Annotated in this window: 13 protein-coding genes; 4 read left to right on the top strand and 9 right to left on the bottom strand. The window is 49.5% G+C overall.

Annotation, left to right across the window (positions count from 1 at the left end; translation table 11 throughout):
* Positions 1–55 precede the first annotated feature (55 nt).
* Complete coding sequence (locus MAQ5080_RS07360) at positions 56–2,278, bottom strand: methyl-accepting chemotaxis protein (RefSeq protein ID WP_067332956.1); 2,223 nt, start codon at positions 2,276–2,278, stop codon at positions 56–58.
* 498 nt (positions 2,279–2,776) lie between these two features.
* Between MAQ5080_RS07360 and MAQ5080_RS07350 the strand changes: the two genes are divergently transcribed.
* The 3 genes from MAQ5080_RS07350 (at position 2,777) to MAQ5080_RS07340 (ending at position 6,141) form a co-directional block, all read left to right on the top strand.
* Complete coding sequence (locus MAQ5080_RS07350) at positions 2,777–3,853, top strand: phosphatase PAP2 family protein (RefSeq protein WP_082861057.1); 1,077 nt, start codon at positions 2,777–2,779, stop codon at positions 3,851–3,853.
* Between the two features lie 191 nt (positions 3,854–4,044).
* A complete protein-coding gene (locus MAQ5080_RS07345; RefSeq protein WP_197464585.1) occupies positions 4,045–4,959 on the top strand; it encodes a phosphatase PAP2 family protein in 915 nt (304 codons plus the stop codon).
* Between the two features lie 60 nt (positions 4,960–5,019).
* Positions 5,020–6,141, top strand: coding sequence for a phosphatase PAP2 family protein (locus MAQ5080_RS07340; protein ID WP_067208195.1), 1,122 nt, complete (start codon positions 5,020–5,022; stop codon positions 6,139–6,141).
* A gap of 113 nt (positions 6,142–6,254) precedes the next feature.
* Here the strand turns inward: MAQ5080_RS07340 and MAQ5080_RS07335 are convergent, their stop codons facing one another.
* The 8 genes from MAQ5080_RS07335 to MAQ5080_RS07300 form a co-directional block, all read right to left on the bottom strand.
* Positions 6,255–7,676: an FAD-dependent oxidoreductase gene (locus MAQ5080_RS07335; RefSeq protein WP_067208192.1), complete on the bottom strand. Its 1,422-nt coding sequence runs from the start codon at positions 7,674–7,676 to the stop codon at positions 6,255–6,257.
* An 85-nt stretch (positions 7,677–7,761) separates the two neighbouring features.
* Positions 7,762–12,213, bottom strand: a complete 4,452-nt coding sequence (gene gltB, locus MAQ5080_RS07330; protein ID WP_067208189.1) for a glutamate synthase large subunit — start codon at positions 12,211–12,213, stop codon at positions 7,762–7,764.
* 399 nt (positions 12,214–12,612) lie between these two features.
* On the bottom strand, positions 12,613–14,226 hold the full coding sequence (locus MAQ5080_RS07325; RefSeq protein ID WP_067208185.1) for an SPOR domain-containing protein: 1,614 nt from the start codon (positions 14,224–14,226) through the stop codon (positions 12,613–12,615).
* A 28-nt stretch (positions 14,227–14,254) separates the two neighbouring features.
* Complete coding sequence (gene aroB, locus MAQ5080_RS07320) at positions 14,255–15,352, bottom strand: 3-dehydroquinate synthase (RefSeq protein ID WP_067208182.1); 1,098 nt, start codon at positions 15,350–15,352, stop codon at positions 14,255–14,257.
* A gap of 4 nt (positions 15,353–15,356) precedes the next feature.
* The gene (gene aroK / locus MAQ5080_RS07315; RefSeq protein ID WP_067208178.1) at positions 15,357–15,896 is read right to left on the bottom strand and encodes a shikimate kinase AroK; all 540 of its coding nucleotides are present in this window, start codon (positions 15,894–15,896) and stop codon (positions 15,357–15,359) included.
* Positions 15,897–15,934: 38 nt separating this feature from the next.
* On the bottom strand, positions 15,935–17,131 hold the full coding sequence (locus MAQ5080_RS07310) for a secretin GspD/PilQ domain-containing protein (protein WP_156496542.1): 1,197 nt from the start codon (positions 17,129–17,131) through the stop codon (positions 15,935–15,937).
* Position 17,132: 1 nt separating this feature from the next.
* Entirely contained in the window at positions 17,133–17,813 is a 681-nt protein-coding gene (locus MAQ5080_RS07305; RefSeq protein WP_067208175.1) for a hypothetical protein, read from the bottom strand.
* The gene (locus tag MAQ5080_RS07300) at positions 17,810–18,682 is read right to left on the bottom strand and encodes a hypothetical protein (RefSeq protein WP_067208172.1); all 873 of its coding nucleotides are present in this window, start codon (positions 18,680–18,682) and stop codon (positions 17,810–17,812) included. The genes MAQ5080_RS07305 and MAQ5080_RS07300 overlap by 4 nt, the downstream gene beginning before the upstream one ends.
* Before the next feature lie 188 nt (positions 18,683–18,870).
* Here MAQ5080_RS07300 and MAQ5080_RS07295 point away from each other — a divergent pair, with 188 nt between their 5' ends.
* On the top strand, positions 18,871–21,336 hold the full coding sequence (locus MAQ5080_RS07295; RefSeq protein WP_067208169.1) for a penicillin-binding protein 1A: 2,466 nt from the start codon (positions 18,871–18,873) through the stop codon (positions 21,334–21,336).
* The last annotated feature ends 37 nt before the right edge of the window (positions 21,337–21,373 follow it).

Below are 21,373 nucleotides of genomic sequence, written 5' to 3'. Positions count from 1 at the left end.
TCGAACACAAAAAAATGGCGCCCGATAGGCGCCATTTTTCATGCTTAATCACTTGCTAGGCGACCTTAAATTTATCGACCAGCACATTCAAGTCTCCCGATAGACGCGACACTTCCTCACTGGAGCGCGAGATTTCTTCCACCGTTTGCTCGATCTGCGACGAACTGGCACTGAGTGTCTCGATGTTGCCACTGATTTCGGTCGATACCGACGTCTGTTGCTCTGCAGCACTGGCGATCTGTAGTGTCATGTCATCCACATGATCCACCTTACTCATGGCTTCTCGCAACTTCTCTGCCGTATCGGTGGTTTGCTCAGACACTTTGCGAGAAGACTCAATACCGTTACGAACCAGCTGCTGTGCTTGCTGCGCACCACTTTGCAGTTGACTGATGATATTGGAAATCTGTTCGGTTTCTTGCTGGGTACTCTGTGCCAAAGTGCGCACCTCATCCGCTACCACCGCAAAACCACGGCCACTCTCACCTGCACGGGCAGCCTCAATCGCGGCATTCAGAGCCAACAAATTCGTTTGATCTGAAATACCTTGAATGCTTTCTAGGACCGAGGAAATAGACAATACCTGCTGCGCTAAGGTGTCCACCTGCTCACCTGATTTTTCCAGTTCCTGCGCCATGACCCGCAGCGCTTGTGAAGCAGACTCGGCATTGTGTGCCCCTTCGGTCACCTTGTCTTTGGCATCGCGGGTAGCCCCCGCCACGTTTTGAATGGTCTGCGACACTTCGCCAGAGGTGGCACTCATTTGCGAGGTCGCCGCGGCAATTTGTGTCGTGTTGGCATGCTGCTCGCGGATCGCCCCAGAGGTTTGTTCCGAAATAACGGCCAGTTCATGGGCCGTTTCCGATTGATGCTGGGCACTTTGGCGAATCTGTTGCACTAGGTCACGTAGCGAAGCACTCATCAAGGCCATCGAACGATACACACTGGCATCATTGCTGGGGTTAAATTGCATGGTCAAATCACCATTGGCGATACGATCCGCGATTTCACGCATGGCATTTGGCTCGGCACCTAACGGACGCAACACCATGCGCGCGACCAATAGCGCAATCACTAAGCCAAGTACGGCGGCTAGGATCACTAATAACACACTGATCGTAATCATCTGATTGCGTGCTGCCATGGCTTCCGCTTCATCCATCTCAGCGACAATGCTCCAGCCCAATCCGGCAAACGGCAGTGGGGCAAAGGCGGACAACACTGGGTGACCGTTGTAATCGGTAATAATACGTGTGCCAGACTGATTGCCCTGTGCTGCACGCACCGCCTCCGTATTCACTTTACCGTTCTCTTGATCGGTAAAGGACGCGAATACCGAGCGTCGCTCTGGATCTAAGTAAGAGTCTGAACGCATTAAGTTATCTGCGCCAACGAGATAAGTCTCGCCTGTCTCGCCAAGGCCATCTCGGGTGCCCATGACGGCATTCAGTTGATCAATCGGGAATTGGGCTATCATCACCCCCACTTTCTGGCCATTCTCGAACACCGGAGAAGAGATAAAGCCTGCAGGGGCGTCATACGAAGGTAAGTATAAGGAGAAGTCGGTGACATTCACTTGGTTCGGGCCCAACGCCAACGCTTTATGGTAAGCATCTGCCAAGCCAGAGTTCGCATAGGGGCCATTTTTCAAGTTCGTAGAAAAATCCAACTCTTTAAAAACCGTATAAACCACTGCCCCCTGCATGTCGACAATAAACAAATCGTAGAAGCCAAAGCGCTGCTGAATGGCACGCATATAGGGATGAACACGCTTATGTTCCGCGCTGTAAGCGCTATTGCCTGCATCTTGTAGTAGATTGTCTTTTGCGCCCACTGGGTGTCTATTGTTAGCAATGTACTGGTATTGCAGATATTGCGCCTCTGGGGTCAGCCCATTGACCAAACCCGCCACCGCTTGCATGTTCGCTTGTTCGCTTTGCTCTTGCCAACGCGGTAAAAACTGCTGTTCGTAATAACTGCGAAGCGATTGACGCTGTCCCGCCGAGAGGTCGGTCGGCAGCGAATAAAACGCACTATCAAAAGCCTTCAAGGCCTGCTTTACATCTGGGCTTTGCGCCAATATCTCCACTTCATGGGATAAGGTGTCTAGGTAATGGGTCACCGTCGCTGCTTTTGCACTTCGCGTCGAAGACAAATGATCAAATACGGCTTGGGAAAGGGATTGAGAGGATAGCCACGTCAAAATGGCCGACATCATTAGAGCTGGCAAAACGCCCACACCTAACAAAATAAGTACAATCTTACGCTTAAAACTCATTAGTCCGTCCTATTGTGACTAGTTAAACGATAGAGAAAGAGCCCCATAACAGCCACAAACAACATGACCTGATTATTTTTTATACTTATTTTTCGATTTTGTGATATGAGCAAAAATCTTTCAAGAGAAATATAACTATCTTTTATCAAGCCAACTTTATTTAGCGAAATGTTTCGATAAAGCATTGAAAAGGCTATTAAGAAGCGCGAAATATACGCCTTAAGTATGAGATTAAGATGACTGATTACGCCAAGATTTGTTTCCGCGCAGGCAAAAATTGACATAAATCAATATTTTCACCTCTCACTAATACCCGCCCTCCTCAAAAAGCCATTTCGGCCAATGGCGAGCAAACTGCCACCCTGACGATCTTAGACGTTCCGAGAACTTTGGACTAAAGTTGAATAAAGAGCACCTAACAAAGACCTTCGTCCAGCGGTGGCTCACGCATCTGATAGCTGTTTGTTGACTTCATTAACCCTGACAGAATGGTGAGCTATGACAGTATTGAATACCGCCCCTTTTCAGAGAGACAGATACATTTATGCCACCTGTTTTATGGTGATCGTGCTGCATTTCGTAGCCCATCAAATTCTTGGTACACCTTTTCTCTCCAGCTTTTATATCCTGTTTACCTTTAAAGCCTTTGCGATGACCTGCCTGCTAGGCTTTGTCGTTTACTTTTTCGTACTGCTGTACCGCAGAGAAAAAAGCCCGCTCAGCCAATATGCCAAATTCATTAGTTACCCTTTTAAACACCCTAGCGAAGCGCTGAATATAGCGCTCATGCTGACAGCGATTTCTTTGATCCTATCGGTCTATACCAGCGTCAAAGATGCTATTTCTTTTATCAATCCGTTTTATCTAGATCCCCTACTGATCTCGCTTGAGGAAAAAATCCACTTTGGCTATCAGCCCTGGCAGCTGACTCATGCCCTGTTCAACAGCAGTTTAGCCACAGGTGTGATCAACTTGTTTTATAACCTGTGGTTCTTCTTTTGTTGGATTTTCATCATTTATTTCTGCGTCGCCACCCGCAACGCCCAGTTGCGCCAACAAGCTCTGATCAGTTTTATCGGTTGCTGGATGCTGATTGGCGGGGTCTTAGCGATTCTGTTTTCATCAGTGGGCCCCTGCTTTTACGGCAACGCCTATGATCAGAGCCCCCTATTCGATCCTTTGATGACACTGTTAAATGCGCAGCATAATGAGCTGTTAGAACAAGACATGTACATCGCTGTGTGGGCCTTAAAAACCCAGGATTTACTCTGGTCATCCCATATCGCCAACGCATCTACCTTTGGCGAAGGCATTTCGGCCATGCCCAGTATGCATGTGTCCATGGCAACCCTAATGGCATTAAGTTTATCCGCATTAAATAAAAAGCTTGGCGTGCTAGGCTGGCTTTACCTAGTGATGATTCAAATCGGCTCAGTGCATTTAGGCTGGCACTATGCGCTCGATGGCTATGTGTCGATTCCTTTAACCATCGCGATTTGGTATGCGGTCAAAAAACTCGTTCCGAGCCCTAACGCTATCAGAGAGAAACAACCAAGAATGAGACCCTATGCATAAAACAAGGCAGTTAGGCCATGAGAATAAATTTAGATTCAAAACCCATTAAAAGAGACATGGATATATATCTATTATGTACCCTAATAGTGCTTATCCATTTCAGCACACATCTTCTATTAGATGTGCCTCTTAGTACTTCGATCTACTTTGAGACAATCATAAGAGCCTCTATCCTAACCGGTACACTAGCAATGATTGTCAATTTTATAAGAATCATCATTATTCGTGAGAAGAAGCCCATCAGAGCTTTTTTAAGCCCGCTTCTACACCATATAAAAAACCCTTACGAATCCATCAACTTAATAATCATCCTCTGCTTTGTCTCTGTTGTATTTTCCATCTATACCACCACCAAACAATTTATACCGAACCTGGTGCCTTTCTATCTTGACCCATTTCTAGTAAAAGCAGACTACTATCTTCATTTCAACAACCACCCATGGGAGCTCACTCATAAACTATTCAACACTAGCTTTTTATCAGGAACACTAAACCTATTTTATAACCTTTGGTTCTTTTTCTTCTGGATATTCTTAATGTACTTTTGCTTTTCAAAAAGCAGGGAGAGCCTAAGAAAAAACTCCATCATTACTTTCTTATTATGTTGGGTCATAAACGGAAATATTCTTGCTATCTTATTTTCTTCCGCTGGGCCTTGTTACTACGACAATCTTTACCAAAACTCAGCCCCATTCGGAGCCTTATTTGAGGTTCTCAATGCGCAGAATCTTGAACTTGTACAAAACAATCATTTCCTCGGTATTTGGTCGCTGAACATACAAGACCTGCTCTGGCAGTCCTACATTTCTGGGTCCTCAACGTTCGGTGGGGGGATATCCGCCATGCCAAGCATGCATGTGTCTGTTGCTACTCTTATGGCGCTTTCTCTGGCCAATATGAATAGGATATTAGGCCTCCTTGGCTGGCTTTATCTCATTATTATACTGATTGGCTCGGTACACCTAGGCTGGCATTATGCTCTGGATGGCTACATCTCTATTCTCACCACCGTGGCGATCTGGTATGCGGTGAAGAAGTACCTGCCAAGTTCAATTAACAGAACAACCGAGTCCACTAATACGCCTTCCTTACAGCAGGGGCTTTAACATGACAGGGCAAGGGTACGAAATAGAAACGATTAAGACACCGTCGCGGGCGCTAGTACTATGAACAGACACTTACTAGAAATCCTGTTCCCGATACTAAGAGACAAGGCAATCTACTTTCTGACCTTGCTCATTATTCTATTTCAAGGAATTATTCAGCTTTACCTTGAAACACCGCTATTTGACATAAACCTATATCGAAAGCCATTTCTTATCACTATCGTTATATCATTTATCGCCTATGTCATTTCCTACTTGATTTACCTTATTGCAACACTAGATAAGCGCCCATTAACCAAGTTACTTTCACTCATCGCCAAACCTTTTATCCATTGGCCTGAAAGTTTGAACTTTATCCTACTATCACTTTCCATTGCTTTAATTCTATCTATCTACACATCTATCAAGTCCTTCTTGCCTGAAATAGTGCCTTTCTATTTAGATCCTGTCCTTGTAGAAATAGATAAAACCCTCTTTTTTGGCGTACACCCTTGGGAAATTACACACATGCTTTTTCCTGACGCCTTAACCAGCAGCCTAATAAGCCTGATGTACAGTATATGGTTTTTTGTGATATCCACATTCTTAATCGTATGCATGATTAAGGTGGACCTAAAAGAGAAAAGGCTGCAGATCATCCTATCCTTTATGCTTTGCTGGATCCTCATTGGAAACCTTTCTGCGATAGTATTTTCCTCTGTCGGTCCCTGTTTCTATGGTCTAACGTATCCGGGAGAAGACCCTTATCACGAGTTAATGACCATTCTCAATACTCAAAATGAACGCTTAGAAGCGCAAGGTAGCCCCTTTAAAATTTGGTCGTTATTCATTCAAGACCTACTATGGGAGCACTACAGCTCAGATATAAGAGACATTGGTTCAGGGATTTCTGCACTGCCCAGTATGCATGTCTCCATTACCTATCTAATGTCGACCTCTGTATACAGCATCAACAAGAAGCTCGGTATCCTCTCATGGATATACACCGTTATCATCCTAATAGGGTCGGTGCACTTAGGCTGGCATTATGCGTTTGATGGTTTTGTAGCTATCTTTTTCACTGCCGCGATATGGCTTCTGGTTAAGAAACTCCTAGGCAAAGCGCCAAGCATTTCGCGAGCTAACGCTCTAGAGTTTGTCCCCAGCGGCCAAAAGAAGGCAGTGATTGATCACAACCGTTAAGCAATACGTGAAGTCGAGCGACGATTTCCCCTAAAGGTCTTAGGCAAAAAAAAGCCCCTACCATAGGGTAGGGGCTTAGATGAGACACCACTAAGTGGGTCACATGACGAAACTTAGATGTCTAGGAAGTCCATGATGCCTTCTGCGGCTTTACGACCTTCATCGATCGCTGTCACCACTAGGTCAGAACCACGCACCATATCACCGCCAGCAAAGATCTTTTCATTGGTGGTTTGGAACAGGAACTTGCTATCGCTCGGCGCGAGCACGCGGCCACGGCTATCGGTTTCGATGCCGAATTTCTCAAACCATGGTGCCGGGCTTGGTTGGAAACCAAACGCTACTAGAACCACATCCGCAGGGATAATTTGCTCACTGCCTTCGATGATTTCCGCGCTACGACGGCCATTTTCGTCTGGCTCGCCCATTTGCGTTTCCACTACCTTGATGCCTTCTACTTTGCCATCACCGACGATTTCCACGGGCTGACGGTTAAATAGGAACTGCACGCCCTCTTCACGGGCATTGCGCACTTCTTTGCGTGAGCCTGGCATGTTCTCTTCGTCACGACGGTAAGCACAAGTCACTGTCTTGGCACCTTGACGGATCGAGGTACGGTTACAGTCCATCGCCGTATCACCACCGCCTAGTACCACTACTTGCTTGCCTTTCATACTGATGAAGTCATCTTCGTCTTCTTCAAAGCCTAAGCAGTGGTTTACGTTAGAGATAAGGAAATCTAGCGCATCGTAAACACCCGGTAGATCTTCACCAGGGAAGCCACCTTTCATGTATTTGTAAGTCCCCATGCCTAGGAATACCGCATCGTATTCTTCTAGTAGGTGTTCAAACGGTACGTCGTCACCAACACTGGTACCCAGTACGAACTCAACGCCCATTTCTTCAAACACTTCTCGACGGCGTGTCATCACCGACTTCTCAAGTTTGAACTCTGGGATACCAAAGGTCAGTAGGCCGCCGATCTCTGGGTTCTTGTCAAACACAACCGGCTTGACACCGTTACGAACTAAGATGTCCGCACAGGCAAGGCCTGCCGGGCCCGCACCAACGATGGCGACGGTTTTATCAACCGGCACCACTTGAGACATATCTGGACGCCAGCCTAGTGCGAACGCCGTGTCGGTGATGTACTTCTCCACCGAACCAATCGTCACCGCACCGAAACCGCCTTCACCAAGGGTACAAGCGCCTTCACACAGACGGTCTTGTGGACACACACGACCACACACTTCTGGCAGTGAGTTGGTTTGGTGGCTAAGCTCGGCCGCTTCTAAAATATTGCCCTCAGATACCAACTTCAACCAGTTTGGGATGTAGTTATGTACTGGACATTTCCATTCACAGTAAGGGTTGCCACACTCAAGACAACGATGTGCTTGATCTTTGGCCTGTGGCTCTTCGAATGGACGATAAATTTCCACGAACTGAGATTTACGCGTCAGCAGTGGCTTTTTCTTTGGATCTTTACGATCTACTTCAACAAATTGAAATACGTTGTTCAAGCGCTCAGACATAAGCTGCTATCTCCTGTGGCCGCGCACCGCGCGGCACTCTTTCAAATGGGTCAAACTGGGTTAGGAACGTTCTCTTAAACCAAACTTATTCTGGACGCTGACGTGTGTTCGCCAACAGTTGTCCAAGGCTTGCGGCTTTTGGTTTCACTAACCAGAACTTGCCGATGTAATCGTAGAAGTTCTCTAGGATTTCATGGCCCCACTCGCTATCAGTTTCGCGAACATACTCTTCGATCACGCTACGTAGGTGCGAACGGTATTCTTCCGTCAGCTCTGTGCCTACACGCTGGATCTCAACCAACTCGTGGTTAAATTTATCAACGAAGGTACGATCAAGGTCGAGTACGTAAGCAAAACCACCGGTCATACCGGCACCGAAGTTGTAACCCGTGTTACCCAGTACCGTCACCAAGCCGCCGGTCATGTATTCACAACAGTGATCGCCTGCACCTTCAATCACGGCGTGACAACCAGAGTTACGCACACCGAAACGCTCGCCCGCTGTACCAACGGCGTACAAAGTACCGCCCGTGGCACCGTACAAACAGGTGTTACCAATGATCGCTGACTTATTCGATTCAAACGCCGAACCTTTTGGTGGACGAACCACCAGCTTACCGCCGGTCATACCTTTACCGACGTAGTCGTTGGCATCGCCTTCTAGGTACATGTTCAAACCACCGGCGTTCCAGACACCAAATGACTGACCTGCGGTACCTGTTAGCTTCAAGTTGATGGGTGAATCAACCATGCCTTGGTTGCCGTAACGTTTGGCAATTTCACCCGATAGACGGGCACCGATGGAACGGTCTTGGTTGGTCACATTAAATGCAAACTCACCGCCCTCTTTTTCTTCCACCGCGTTTTGTACCGTTGCCCACATTTTCTCAGCCAACAGACCTTTGTCATGTGGTGGGTTGAACGGTACTTGGCAGTACTGTGGTTTTTCCGCTGGGATCGCATCGTTGTTCAAGATTGGCGACAGATCCAAGTTCGCTTGTTTGCTGGTTTCACCCGGCAATAGCGTTAGCAGATCCGTACGACCAATCAGGTCGGCCATCTTAGTGACGCCCAATTTCGCCATCCACTGACGCGTATCCTCAGCCATAAAGCGGAAGAAGTTTTTAATCATTTCCACCGTACCGATGAAGTACTCTTCACGCAGTTTTTCATCCTGCGTTGCCACACCGGTAGCACAGTTGTTTAGGTGACAGATACGTAGGAATTTACAGCCCATTGCCACCATTGGCGTGGTACCGAAACCAAAGCTTTCAGCGCCTAGGATCGCCGCTTTCACCACATCTAGACCGGTCTTCAGACCACCGTCTGTTTGCAGGCGGATCTTGCCACGTAGATCGTTGGCACGAAGCGCTTGTTGCGCTTCCGCAAGACCCAGCTCCCATGGCGAGCCCGCGTGACGGATCGAGGTAATAGGCGATGCCGCCGTACCACCGTCGTAACCCGAGATGGTGATCAAGTCCGCGTACGCTTTCGCTACACCTGCGGCGATCGTACCGACACCTGGCTCAGACACCAGCTTCACCGACACCAAGGCATCTGGGTTCACTTGTTTCAAGTCGAAAATGAGCTGCGCCAAGTCTTCGATCGAGTAAATGTCGTGGTGCGGTGGTGGCGATATCAGCGTGACACCTGGCACCGAGTAACGTAGACGTGCGATTAGACCGTTTACTTTACCGCCTGGCAGCTGACCACCTTCACCTGGCTTGGCACCTTGTGCCACTTTGATCTGTAGCACTTCAGCGTTAACTAGGTATTCTGGTGTGACACCGAAACGGCCGGACGCGATCTGCTTGATCTTAGAACGACGCTCGGTACCGTGACGTGCAGGGTCTTCACCCCCTTCACCAGAGTTGGAGCGACAACCGAGTTCGTTCATCGCTTGGGCGAGGGCTTCGTGGGCTTCTGGTGACAAGGCACCTAGGGACATACCGGCAGAGTCGAAGCGCGGTAGGATCTGTTCGATCGCTTCCACTTCCTCAACGGCCACTGGCTTAACGTCTTCCTTAAGACCAAATAGGTCACGCAGCATCGACGCTGGGCGAGTGTTAACAAGCTCTGCGTATTTGCTGAAATCTTCAAACTTACCACTGCTTACCGAGGTTTGTAGGTTACGCACCACATCAGGGTTAAAGGCATGGTATTCCTGACCGTGAACGTATTTTAGGTAACCACCTTGGTTGATTGGCTTACGCGCCTTCCAAGCATTGTCAGAAATAAGCTGCTGCTCACGTTGGAAGTCTTCGAACGTCGAACCTTGGATACGGCTTGGTACCCCTTTGAAACATAGATCAACGACTTTGCTGTCTAGACCAACCGCTTCGAATAGCTGTGCGCCACGGTAAGAAGCAACCGTTGAGATCCCCATCTTAGACATGATTTTCATCAGGCCTTTGTTGATACCCTTACGGTACTTCTGGTGACACGCAATTGGGTCACCCAAGACTTCGCCTTTGTCGATCATGTTATTGATCAGACGGTAAGACAGGTATGGGTAAACGGCTGTGGCACCAAAGCCTAACAGCACGGCGAACTGATGTGGATCGCGCGCAAAGCCCGTGTCAGCCACGATGTTGGAATCACAACGTAGACCGGCTTCGGTTAGGTGGTGGTGTACCGCACCCACGGCCATTGGCGCAGGGATTGGCAAGTGACCTTTCTCGATTTCACGGTCGGTTAACACCACGATCACGGCACCGTTACGTACCACTTCTTCGGCACTCAGTTGTAGGTTGCGGATCGCTTGCTCAAGACCAATGTCATCTGGGTTGTAAGTGGTGTTCAGGCGCACTAAACGGAAACGGTGATCATCCATCGCTAACAAACGGCTGTACTTGCGTGGTGACAGCACTGGCGAGGATAAGATGATACGGTTGGCGTGTTTTGGCGTTTCCTCAAACAGGTTACGCTCCACCCCAATCAATGTTTCAAGCGACATCACCACGGATTCACGCAGAGGGTCGATTGGCGGGTTGGTGACCTGTGCGAACTTCTGACGAAAGTAATCCGACACCGGACGCGTCTGGCTCGACATCACCGCCATTGGCGTATCATCCCCCATTGAGCCAACCGCTTCATGCCCACTTTCAGCTAATGGACGGAAGATCTGATCACGCTCTTCAAAAGACACTTGGAACATCTTTTGGTAGGTCGACATTTGCTCTGGTGTGAAAGGTTCAAACGCCATGGTGTGCTCTTGCAATAGAGCCTCAATGCGCAGACCTTCTTGCTTCAACCATTTTTTGTAAGGATGTGCGGACTTCAGTTTGTTATCGATGTCCTCAGTATGCAGCACTTGGCCGGTCTGAGTATCCACCACCAACATCTTACCTGGGCCAACACGACCTTTAGAGACCACGTCTTCTGGCTTGTAGTTGTAAGTACCGACTTCAGAGGCTAGCGTGATGTAACCGTTCTTGGTCACCACCCAACGGGCAGGACGTAGACCGTTACGGTCCAGCATACAGATAGCATGACGGCCATCGGTCATGACTAGGCCAGCTGGGCCATCCCATGGTTCCATGTGCATCGAGTTGAATTCGTAGAAGGCACGGATTTCTGGGTCCATGTTCTCAACGTTTTGCCATGCTGGTGGAATGATCATACGAGCGGCGCGGAAGATATCCATACCACCAGTCACCAATAGCTCCAACATGTTGTCCATCGACGACGAGTCAGAACCGGTTAGGTTAACCACAGGCGTGAGTTCTGGAATTTCTGGCAACAACGGTGAACGTAGTTTGCTACCGCGAGCAATTGCCCAGTTACGGTTACCTTCGATGGTGTTGATCTCACCGTTGTGCGCCAACATGCGGAATGGCTGTGCTAGTGGCCACTTCGGTAGAGTGTTAGTTGAGAAACGCTGGTGGAAAACACAGATCGCGGTTTTAAGTTTTTCGTTACCAAGATCTTTGTAGAAAGTTGGCAGATCCACCGGCATCATCAAGCCTTTGTAGGCCAATACTTTGTCTGACAAAGAACAGATGTAGAAGTTTTCATACTGTGCTAGTGCGATTTCAGAACGACGACGCGCTACGAACAAACGTGTAGCAAACGTGCGCGCATCCAGACGATTGCTGTCGACAAACACTTGTTCAATACGCGGTAGGCAATCTAGTGCAATGGTACCAAGGCAAGAAGGATCCACTGGCACATCACGCCAGCCCACAACGTTTAATCCTTCGGCTGCTAATGCTTTGGTTAAGGTTTCACGCTGTTCATCTGCTAACGTCGCATCTTGGTCCATAAAGACCATGCCCACGCCGTATAGGTCAGAGAACACATGATTGAACAGCGTTTGCGCTTCTTCACGTAGAAAAGCATCTGGCTTTTGAATCAACAGACCACAGCCGTCACCCGTTTTACCGTCGGCAGCGATACCACCACGGTGTGTCATACTGGTTAAGGACTCGATTGCGGTCTTGAGAAGGTCGTGACTTGACGTGCCTTCCATGTGAGCGATTAGGCCAAACCCACAGTTGTCTTTGAACTCGCCAGGACGATAAAGGCCTGCATTCATACACCAACTCCCACAGTTAAAATGTAGAAAACTCTACTCGATTACTTCATATAAAAATTAGGCGGACAAGCAGACTGAAGTGCTTGAGGAATGATTGTTATAGACCCACCTAACCATTCAAACTGCAAACGATACTACTCCGCGATTTGAAAGCGCTCAAATGACGACGCCTAATAATTGACCAAACAGTAGGAAAAACAGCCCCTAGATGAAAACCATTCTCACAGAAAAGGAGAATTATCTATGGTTGGCCGAATTGGGGGCAGAAAAAATCACTGGGATTGGGGGTTATTCAGTTGAATATGGTTTTTTTTACTTTTTTCGCAAGTTTTTTATAAAAAAGCGACAAAAACGACCCTGAAAAAGCATTTCAGCGGCGTCGACAGTCATATTTCTTACTTATTGCGCACCGGCTCTGCGAATATCTTGCTGAATTCCACGCACACTTCGCGCCCAAGGATTCAGCTGTCTTAAGCCTTGCGGTAGGTTCTCGACGGCAGCAATGGCTTCACTGCGGTTACGGTATTCACCGTAAACCACCACGTACCAATCGCGGCCATTGTGCAACGCATGGAAGTAGCTAAAGGCATCTAAACTGCCTTGGTCACGGATAAACTCCTGCACCGTATCCTGGTTATGTGTGCCCAGCAGTTGCAAGGTGTAACGGTTTGGATTGCGCTCTAACCAAGCTTGGGTTTTATCAAATGGGTCACGACTGGCGGTTTGCTCAAGTGGCACACTTTCCGTTTTCGGCTCATTAGTCGCTTGGGCTTGTCCCGCTGTCTGCAGGATCGGAGTGCTCACCACCGGAGAATTGTCTGTATCAGGGGCTGGCGCAGAAGATTCTACCGGGGCCAAACGAATTGGCGCGCTGGCAATATTCGAGGAGGGAGCACTGCCCTGAGCGCTATTATTACTCTGTACTTGGTTCGGTTGCAGCGCTTCCGCTGGAATCGGCGGCAATGACATCGGTGAGTCTTGGCCAATCTGGCGCTGCATGGCTTCGATGCGAGCTATGGTTTCCGAGCTGGCTTGGCGCGGTGCATTCTGACCAATCGGCGCCACTCGTGTGCTATTAGTCGGCGCGTCCTCCTCACCATCGTTAAACACCACTGCCACGAGAATGCCGAGCATGATCACCGACATTAAGGCCATGTGTACCACAGGAAAGCCAAATGACAGGCCCGTCTTAGGTCGCTTAAACCAAGACTTTTTTTCTCCCGCTAACGACTCAGCCGCTTGCGCGTCGCCCATCATGGCCAACGCCGCTTTATTGATTGCGCCAGGCATACCGCCTGACTGCTGGTAGATTTTCTTAATTTGACGCTCATTGAACGGCAGATTAATCCCGCCACCGATCGCGCGCACACGATGCAACAGATAGGCACGGGTTTGTTCTAATGAGAAAGGGGCTAATTCCAGCTCATGACTGAGCTGCTCGTAACGGCTACTTTGATAGGCATCCAGATTGCGCGCCAACGAATGTTCGGTGAATAGAGCAATATGCGGTACTTCTTGCGACTCGGTGGCCAATGACATCATATCCATCAGCATGATGATGGCATCGGTGTTGAGCTCATGGGCATTATCAATCAAGATAATCGCCTTTTGCCCTTTGGCCTCCGCTTCGTGGGCAAACTTTAACAGCGGCCCAAAGGAGGTACCGGCCTGGCTGCTGTCCAACACATCGGCATAGCCAGCATAGATCGCTTGCAACAATTGCCCTGCGGTCATCAGCATACTGGCTTTTACATGACAGAGGATCGCACTGTCGTTTTGTAAACGAATGAATTCTTGCAAGAAGCGTGTTTTACCACTGCCACTGCCCCCCTCCACTACAGAGAGTAGATTCGAGTAGCGACTTAAGTGCTCCAACATCCCCAATTGTTGGTTGCGTTCTTCGCTCGAGAAAAAGACTTGAGTGTCATTAGAGCCAAACGGATTCCTCAGCATCACTTTGGGTTGCTGATCTAAGGCTTCCTCCAGATCGAACTGAAAGTTTGGCTCCGCCATGGGTGTCCTCAAGTCTTAGTTTGCTAGTTTAACCGGCACTCGCCGCTTCAATCGCGTCATTCAGACAGCCATTGAAGTCATCCATAGAAAAGTCCGATGTGACGCAAGCATCGCCCAAAGCATTCAACAAGACTAGGCGTAAATTGCCATCAAGTACTTTCTTATCCAATAGCATACGATCAATAAAGGCTTCTCGCCCCATGCCTTTAGGCGGCAATACCGGCAGCTTAGCTTTGGCTAACAATGCGACACTGCGCTCGACGTCTTGTTCCGTCAGATTGCCCATGCGCCATGATAAATCGACCGCTAATACCGTACCCGCCGCCACGGCTTCACCGTGTAACCATTCACCGTAGCCCATTTCCGTTTCGATCGCATGACCAAAGGTATGACCTAGGTTCAAGATAGCACGAATGCCACCTTCTTTTTCATCTTGTGCTACCACACGTGCTTTTGCGGCACAGGATTCATAGATGGCATGAGTAATTTTCTCATTATCCAGTGCCATAAGATCGTCAACATTCTCTTCCAACCAAGTAAAGAATGGGGCATCACAGATCAAACCGTACTTAATCACCTCTGCCATGCCGGCAGACAGCTCGCGCTCAGGCAGTGTTTTCAAAGTATCGTTATCGATGATCACCGCCTGTGGCTGGTAAAAAGCACCAATCATGTTCTTACCCAGTGGATGGTTGACACCGGTTTTACCGCCCACCGACGAATCCACCTGTGACAACAGCGTCGTCGGTACTTGGATAAATGGCACACCACGCTGATACGTCGCTGCGGCAAAGCCCGCCATATCACCTACGACGCCGCCACCTAGGGCAATAATCGTCGTGGTGCGGTTGTGCTTCGCTTCCAACAAGGACGTCATAATGCTTTCGTAAGTGGCCAGCGTTTTATACTGTTCGCCATCCGGCAGAATACACGTATCGACCTTGTAGTCAGCGCCGAGCAAAGCCACTAGATCCGCCAAATAAATATCGGCCACCGTGGTGTTGGTCACGATCATCACTTGTTTGCCAGCAATCGCTTTACTGAACAATTCTTTTTGCTGGCGAATACCTGAGCCAATGTAAATCGGGTAACTGCGTTCACCTAAGTCAACGGTAAGAGTGCGCATTAGGTTAAACCTCCGTAGCCAAATGCTTTTTAATGGCGTCCATTACTTTGTTTGCAACGGTCTTAGGATGACGGGAGTCCGTCTCAACGATCACGGATGCGACCTCACGGTACAATGGATCGCGCAGGGCGAACAAACGCGTCAAGGTTTCCTTAGGGTTGCCCTGCTTTAACAGCGGGCGATTATTGCTTTTGGACGTGCGCTGTAGCTGTTGCGCCACGGAAGCAAATAAGTAAACCACTAACGGCTGCTGCTTGAGCATGGCACGGTTTTCTTCCTTCATCACGATACCGCCCCCTGTTGCTAACACAACAGGCTGCTGTTCTTCGCTGAGCATGGCTTCTAGCGTTTGCGTTTCGCGGCGACGAAATCCTTCTTCACCTTCCTTTTCAAAGATCCAAGGGATGTCTGCACCAGCGTTCTCTTCAATCACCCGATCGGAGTCGAAAAATTCTCTGTCTAACTGTTGCGACAGAAGGCGCCCAATGGTGGTTTTCCCTGCACCCATCGGACCCACGAGTATAATAGTCGGGGCGTTAATCATGTTTTTGTACTTCGAAGTTAACTGTTTTCGGCTAGTGCCTAGTTTACCGACATTTTTAGCAGTTTTGGCGTGATAAATACAAGTAGTTCCCTTTTTTCTTGTTGTTCAGTACGTTGGCGGAACATTGCGCCGAGTAAAGGCACGTCTCCGAGCACCGGAACCTTGCTAATAGTGACCAATCGCTCCTCACGAAAAATGCCGCCAAGCACCAGGGTTTCGCCATTTCTGACCTCCACTTGAGTCTGCACACGATTGGTTTCTAAGCTCGGCACACCATTGACCATATCGCCCACCGAGTCCTGATGTATGCGCAGGTCGAGCAATAACGTCGAGGCGTCTTTCACCTCAGGTGTGACCTCTAATACCAAACCGGCTTGGCGAAATTCAACACTGAGGTTGTCATCGTTCATCACCTGATAAGGCACCTCAGTCCCCGACTCAATGCGCGCAGGCTGCCCTTCGGAAGTCACAATTTTGGGTCGAGCAAGAATATTGGCTGAACCATTGCGCTCTAACCAATCCAGCGTCGCCGATAAATTCACCAAGCCACTAGTGCCAGCAATGCCCATATTCACCGGTGCCGAAGCAATACCAAGGTCCACATTCCCTAAGACACCATTCTCGGCGGAATCAAGCAGCCGTGCTTGCCAGTTCACTCCTAGCTGCTCTTGAACACTGTCACTGACTTGAGCAATCTCCGCTGAGATTTCAATTTGCCGCATGGGGCTATCAAGCCATACGATGGCGCTTTGCAGTACGCTGTCGCTGCCACAATAGTGGGTCATGATGGCATTGGTGCGGGCATCGATGATGACGCGGATATCAGTAAAGTACTGTTTCACATGCTCCCCCACCAAAGCGGCTTTGGCATGTTTCAAGTGCCAGATGCGATCGTTACAGTGCTCCTTTCCAGTGGTCGTATCATCTGCGGTTTGTGACAGTGCAGGCGCCTGAGACAGGATGGCAATCTGGTCCTGCCAGTGCAGCGACAATTGTAATTGCTGCGCCACTGCCGACAATACTTGCTCCCAAGTTGCCTCACGGATCGACAGCGTCACGTCGGCATCAATCAAGGGATCTAACACCACACTGGTACCCAGTTCGGCCGCTAATTGAGGCAATACCTGCTGCACCGGCTGTTGCCGCACAAACACATCCAATGCCGATGCATTGAGGCTGACAGCGAGCCCACCTAAGGCGAACACAACGCAAGCGATAGCGCGGAACATCGACATATTAGGGCTCCTTATGAGTACTCGCTCTAGGGGATGTGGCAGCACTTAGATACAACTGACGCCGCTCTCCTTGTCCACTTTGTAGTACCACATACTCTTGATCCACTTGGGTCAGGGTTGCCTGTAACTGCGGCAGCCAATTCCCCTCATACAGCCACATTTCCTCTTGATCGACCTTGATTAAGGCGGCCGAACGCTGGCCATGTAGAGTACTGACTAATGTCCCTTGGCTCGGCCACGTTTGCTGGCGTTCAAACGGCAAGATATTCAGATCCGGTTTCAAGGTACTCGGCCGCACAAAGTGCCAAGTAATGTCAGCAAACCACTGATACCCTTCACGGCGCCATTGCACCGCCGTCGGTGTTAGCCAAAAGCGCTTATGCAGTTCATCAATTAGATGGCGCCACGCCGCGATCTCCATGGTTTGCTGTAACCGCATGCCCACCACCGCCTCATCCCCGTAGAGCATTTGCACGGGCAAGTCGTGTGGGATGGTACGGATCGCTTGATTCAAAGCACGCCACTGATTCTCTTGATAGTGGTAATAGCCTATCGAGCGCTGACTCTCATTTTTATGCTGCCAAAGTGCCTGTACCGCCCAAATGGCTAAGGCACATTCTAGAGCTAGCAAGCAGGTTAAATAGCGGCTCGAGGTCAATTTGCGTAACACCACAGTGGTCATATTGGCCCTTCCCCATTCAGCATGATTAGCAGTGGCGGCAACTGCTCTGGCCAATTGGCTTGCCACAGCACAACATCGGCCGCATTGCCTGTCACCGATAAACGAATGCGGCTCTGGCTAACACGCACATCATCCAGCCGGACTGAGGCAGGCAAGGTACGCAAATAGCGTAAGCTGTCCATCATCTCCATGCGCTCCGTGTCCACACTGGGCCAGGGCCACTGAAAGGCGGACATCGGCTCCGGTGTCTGCTTAATAAGGTGGGCGGCGAGCCAGCCACTCGATAACGCGACCAATACAATAAGCGCGACCAAGGTGCAGCGATAGCGGTGCTCGGTTTGACGTTCTAGATAGTCGTCTTCATAAGAGACAAAGGATTGCATAGCACTGGATAACTGACGCCAAGAACTGAGCTGGCTGCGCCAAATCAGTCCTTCGCTGTACAGCTTGGTGATGCCCAACTGCGTAAAGGCGTCAAAGTAAGTTTTGGCTAAGGTAGCCACATGCATCGCCGCGTGCTGTTTATGATGGGTCACATAACTGATCATAGGCGGCAAACTTTCGCGCACCGACATTTGTCCCGCCTGAGTATGGGCAGCCAACAAATGCAGCGACTGAGGTAGGTCTTGGTCCAAATCGCACTGACTAATCTCTAGCCAAGCATCCGGCAATAAAATAGCACTCGGCTTACGCTTACGCTGTCTTAAAAAGCTGGCTAATTGCTGTAACGCCTCGTCTAAAGAACAGTCGGGGGACTCTGCTGGGGCAGCACTCTGATCATCCTGATTCTGAAAGTACTGTTGTTTTGATAGGGCCAACCAGGCGTTATCGCGCCAGATCAACACATAGGGTCGAGCAAAGAAAGACATGGTTCCCTCCATGAATAAGATGTCGCCTTCCGTAGCGTGCATACAAGTATGGCATGTTTTTACACTTGCTTATGCAATCTGCATCATATCTTTACAACAAGATAACATGAATTTTCAGGCCAACAAGCCTCCAAGGGCAACTCAAGTCAGGTATAATCGCCCGAACACTAAATAACCAGTGACCCAACATGGCCAAAACATTCAAAATTCTCTTTATACTTGCTTTGCTCGGCGCATTGGCAGCTGCCGGTATTACCTATGCCGTCTACCTTCAAGTCAAAGACAGCATTCCTACCAAGCAAGAAATGAAAGCCATCGAATTGCAGATTCCATTACGCATTTATACCCGTGATGAGCAATTGATCGGTGAGTTTGGTGAACAACGTCGTACCCCCATCCGCTATGAAGACATTCCAATGGATTTAGAGAATGCTGTGTTGGCCGCGGAAGACAGTAACTTCTACCATCACCCTGGCGTCGACGTCATGGGACTGATGCGGGCGGCTTATCAACTGGTCACCAGTGGTGAAATTCAAAGTGGTGGTAGTACCATCACCATGCAGGTCGCACGTAACTACTTCCTATCCTTTGAACAAACCTTCATGCGTAAATTCACTGAGATCTTTATCTCTTTGAAAATGGAGCAAGAGCTCTCTAAGCATGAAATCCTAGAGCTCTACATGAACAAGATCTACTTGGGTAAGCGTGCCTACGGTTTTGATGCCGCCGCCCAAGTCTATTACGGTAAACATTTAAGTGAGCTGACGCTGGCCCAATACGCCATGATTGCTGGCCTACCGAAAGCTCCCTCGCGCTTCAACCCAGTTGCCAACCCTTCCCGTGCCTTGATCCGTCGTAACTGGATTCTGCAACGCATGTTGACCCTAGGCATGATTGATAAAAATGCTTATCAAGCCGCTGTTGAGGCCCCTGTTACCGCCAAAAACTACGGTATTCAAGCCGATGTCGAAGCCAACTATGTGGCGGAAATGGTACGTCATGAACTGTACCAGTCCTACGGCGATAAGCTCTACAGTGAAGGCTTGGTGGTCTACACCACGATCAATTCTGAGCGCCAGCGCAACGCCAACCAAGCGGTTTACCAAGGCGTATTGGACTATGATGAGCGCCATGGTTACCGTGGTACTCTAGACACTCGCAAAGACCTACTGGACGAAGACTTAGCGACGCAACAAGAAGCACTAGAAGAGTTCAGCAACATTCCGTCTTGGACCATGGCGTTGGTGTTAAAAACCTCCGCTGACAGCGCCTCTTTGCGCCTACAAGATGGCTCGGCGTTTGAACTGCCGTTTAGCGCCATGAGCTGGGCCGCACCTTACTTAAGTGAAAACTCTCGTGGCAAAAAGCCCGAAACCGTCTCTGACGTCTTAGTCGCTGGCGATATTATTCAGCTACGCCCAAGTGACGACAGCACGTGGCGCTTAGCGCAAACACCAGCAGTACAAAGTGCCTTGGTGTCTTTGGACAGCAAAGACGGCGCCATCGAATCGCTGGTGGGTGGTTTTAACTTTTTTGCCAATAAGTTTAACCGCATCACTCAGTCCAAGCGTCAGCCTGGTTCAAACTTCAAGCCGTTTATTTATTCCAGTGCCCTATCGAATGGCTACACTGCTGCCAGCGTGATTAACGATGCCCCAGTGGTGTTCCATGACAGCAACCTAGCCAGTGCCTGGCGCCCGACCAATGACGGCGGAAAGTTCTACGGCCCAACCCGTTTGCGCCAAGCCTTATACCGCTCTCAAAACGTGGTATCAGTGCGCCTACTCGATGAGATGGGCATTCGCACAGCACTTGAGTTTATGAAGCGTTTTGGCTTTGATCCGAACGAATTGCCACACAATTTATCTTTGTCATTGGGCAGCGCGAACCTCTCGCCGCTGCAAATTGCTTCAGGTTACTCGGTATTCTCAAATGGCGGTTACCGTGTGCAGCCATACTTGATTGAGCGTATCGAAGACCGTAATGGTGACATCATTTTCCAAGCGGAACCGGTCACTGTGTGCCAAGACTGCACCTTACTAGAACGACCGCAGAACGATGATTCAAGTGCAACCTTACTCAGCCAGAAAGGTTTGTTCGACACCCAGCAAGGTGTGGTTGAGCGTCCCGTCGCGCCACGTGTGCTGGACGAAGACGTGGCCTACATCATCTATGACATTATGCGTGACGTCATCCGCTACGGTACGGGCCGTCGTGCCCGCGTTCTAGAGCGCGATGACATTGCTGGCAAAACCGGCACCACCAACGATGGTCGTGATGCCTGGTTCTCTGGTTTTAACGGCGATGTGGTGACAACCGTGTGGACCGGCTTCGATGATATGTCGCCTCTGGGTCGTGGCGAATGGGGCGGTTCGGCGTCTCTACCCACTTGGATTGACTACATGCGTCCGGTATTAGCGGACACGCCAGCCAGCTATGTTGATAAGCCCTCTTCCTTGGTGACTGTGCGCATTGACCCCAACACGGGCGAACGCGCTTACCCTGGCCAGAAAAATGCGATCTTTGAGGTGTTCCGCAGAGACCATGTGCCAGCCGCCAATGTCGCTGCCCGCCCCGAAGCAAGGGATGGTCAAAATGCGGATCCCGCCCGGGTAACACCGTCGACAAATTCGGCGCTGGAAAACTTATTCTAGCCGTCCGCTGAATGAAAAAACGCTGCCTCGGCAGCGT

Source organism: Marinomonas aquimarina (genome assembly GCF_900089755.1).
Lineage (GTDB): Bacteria > Pseudomonadota > Gammaproteobacteria > Pseudomonadales > Marinomonadaceae > Marinomonas > Marinomonas aquimarina.
The sequence above is the reverse complement of the archived record's forward strand: the minus strand, read 5'-3'. Positions and strand labels throughout refer to the sequence as shown.

Bases quoted from the DNA above. Each gene is read 5' to 3' on its own strand.
- MAQ5080_RS07360 (WP_067332956.1), bottom strand. From the start codon at position 2,278: ATGAGTTTTAAGCGTAAGATTGTACTTATTTTGTTAGGTGTGGGCGTT.
- MAQ5080_RS07350 (WP_082861057.1), top strand. From the start codon at position 2,777: ATGACAGTATTGAATACCGCCCCTTTTCAGAGAGACAGATACATTTAT.
- MAQ5080_RS07345 (WP_197464585.1), top strand. From the start codon at position 4,045: ATGATTGTCAATTTTATAAGAATCATCATTATTCGTGAGAAGAAGCCC.
- MAQ5080_RS07340 (WP_067208195.1), top strand. From the start codon at position 5,020: ATGAACAGACACTTACTAGAAATCCTGTTCCCGATACTAAGAGACAAG.
- MAQ5080_RS07335 (WP_067208192.1), bottom strand. From the start codon at position 7,676: ATGTCTGAGCGCTTGAACAACGTATTTCAATTTGTTGAAGTAGATCGT.
- gltB (WP_067208189.1), bottom strand. From the start codon at position 12,213: ATGAATGCAGGCCTTTATCGTCCTGGCGAGTTCAAAGACAACTGTGGG.
- MAQ5080_RS07325 (WP_067208185.1), bottom strand. From the start codon at position 14,226: ATGGCGGAGCCAAACTTTCAGTTCGATCTGGAGGAAGCCTTAGATCAG.
- aroB (WP_067208182.1), bottom strand. From the start codon at position 15,352: ATGCGCACTCTTACCGTTGACTTAGGTGAACGCAGTTACCCGATTTAC.
- aroK (WP_067208178.1), bottom strand. From the start codon at position 15,896: ATGATTAACGCCCCGACTATTATACTCGTGGGTCCGATGGGTGCAGGG.
- MAQ5080_RS07310 (WP_156496542.1), bottom strand. From the start codon at position 17,131: ATGTCGATGTTCCGCGCTATCGCTTGCGTTGTGTTCGCCTTAGGTGGG.
- MAQ5080_RS07305 (WP_067208175.1), bottom strand. From the start codon at position 17,813: ATGACCACTGTGGTGTTACGCAAATTGACCTCGAGCCGCTATTTAACC.
- MAQ5080_RS07300 (WP_067208172.1), bottom strand. From the start codon at position 18,682: ATGTCTTTCTTTGCTCGACCCTATGTGTTGATCTGGCGCGATAACGCC.
- MAQ5080_RS07295 (WP_067208169.1), top strand. From the start codon at position 18,871: ATGGCCAAAACATTCAAAATTCTCTTTATACTTGCTTTGCTCGGCGCA.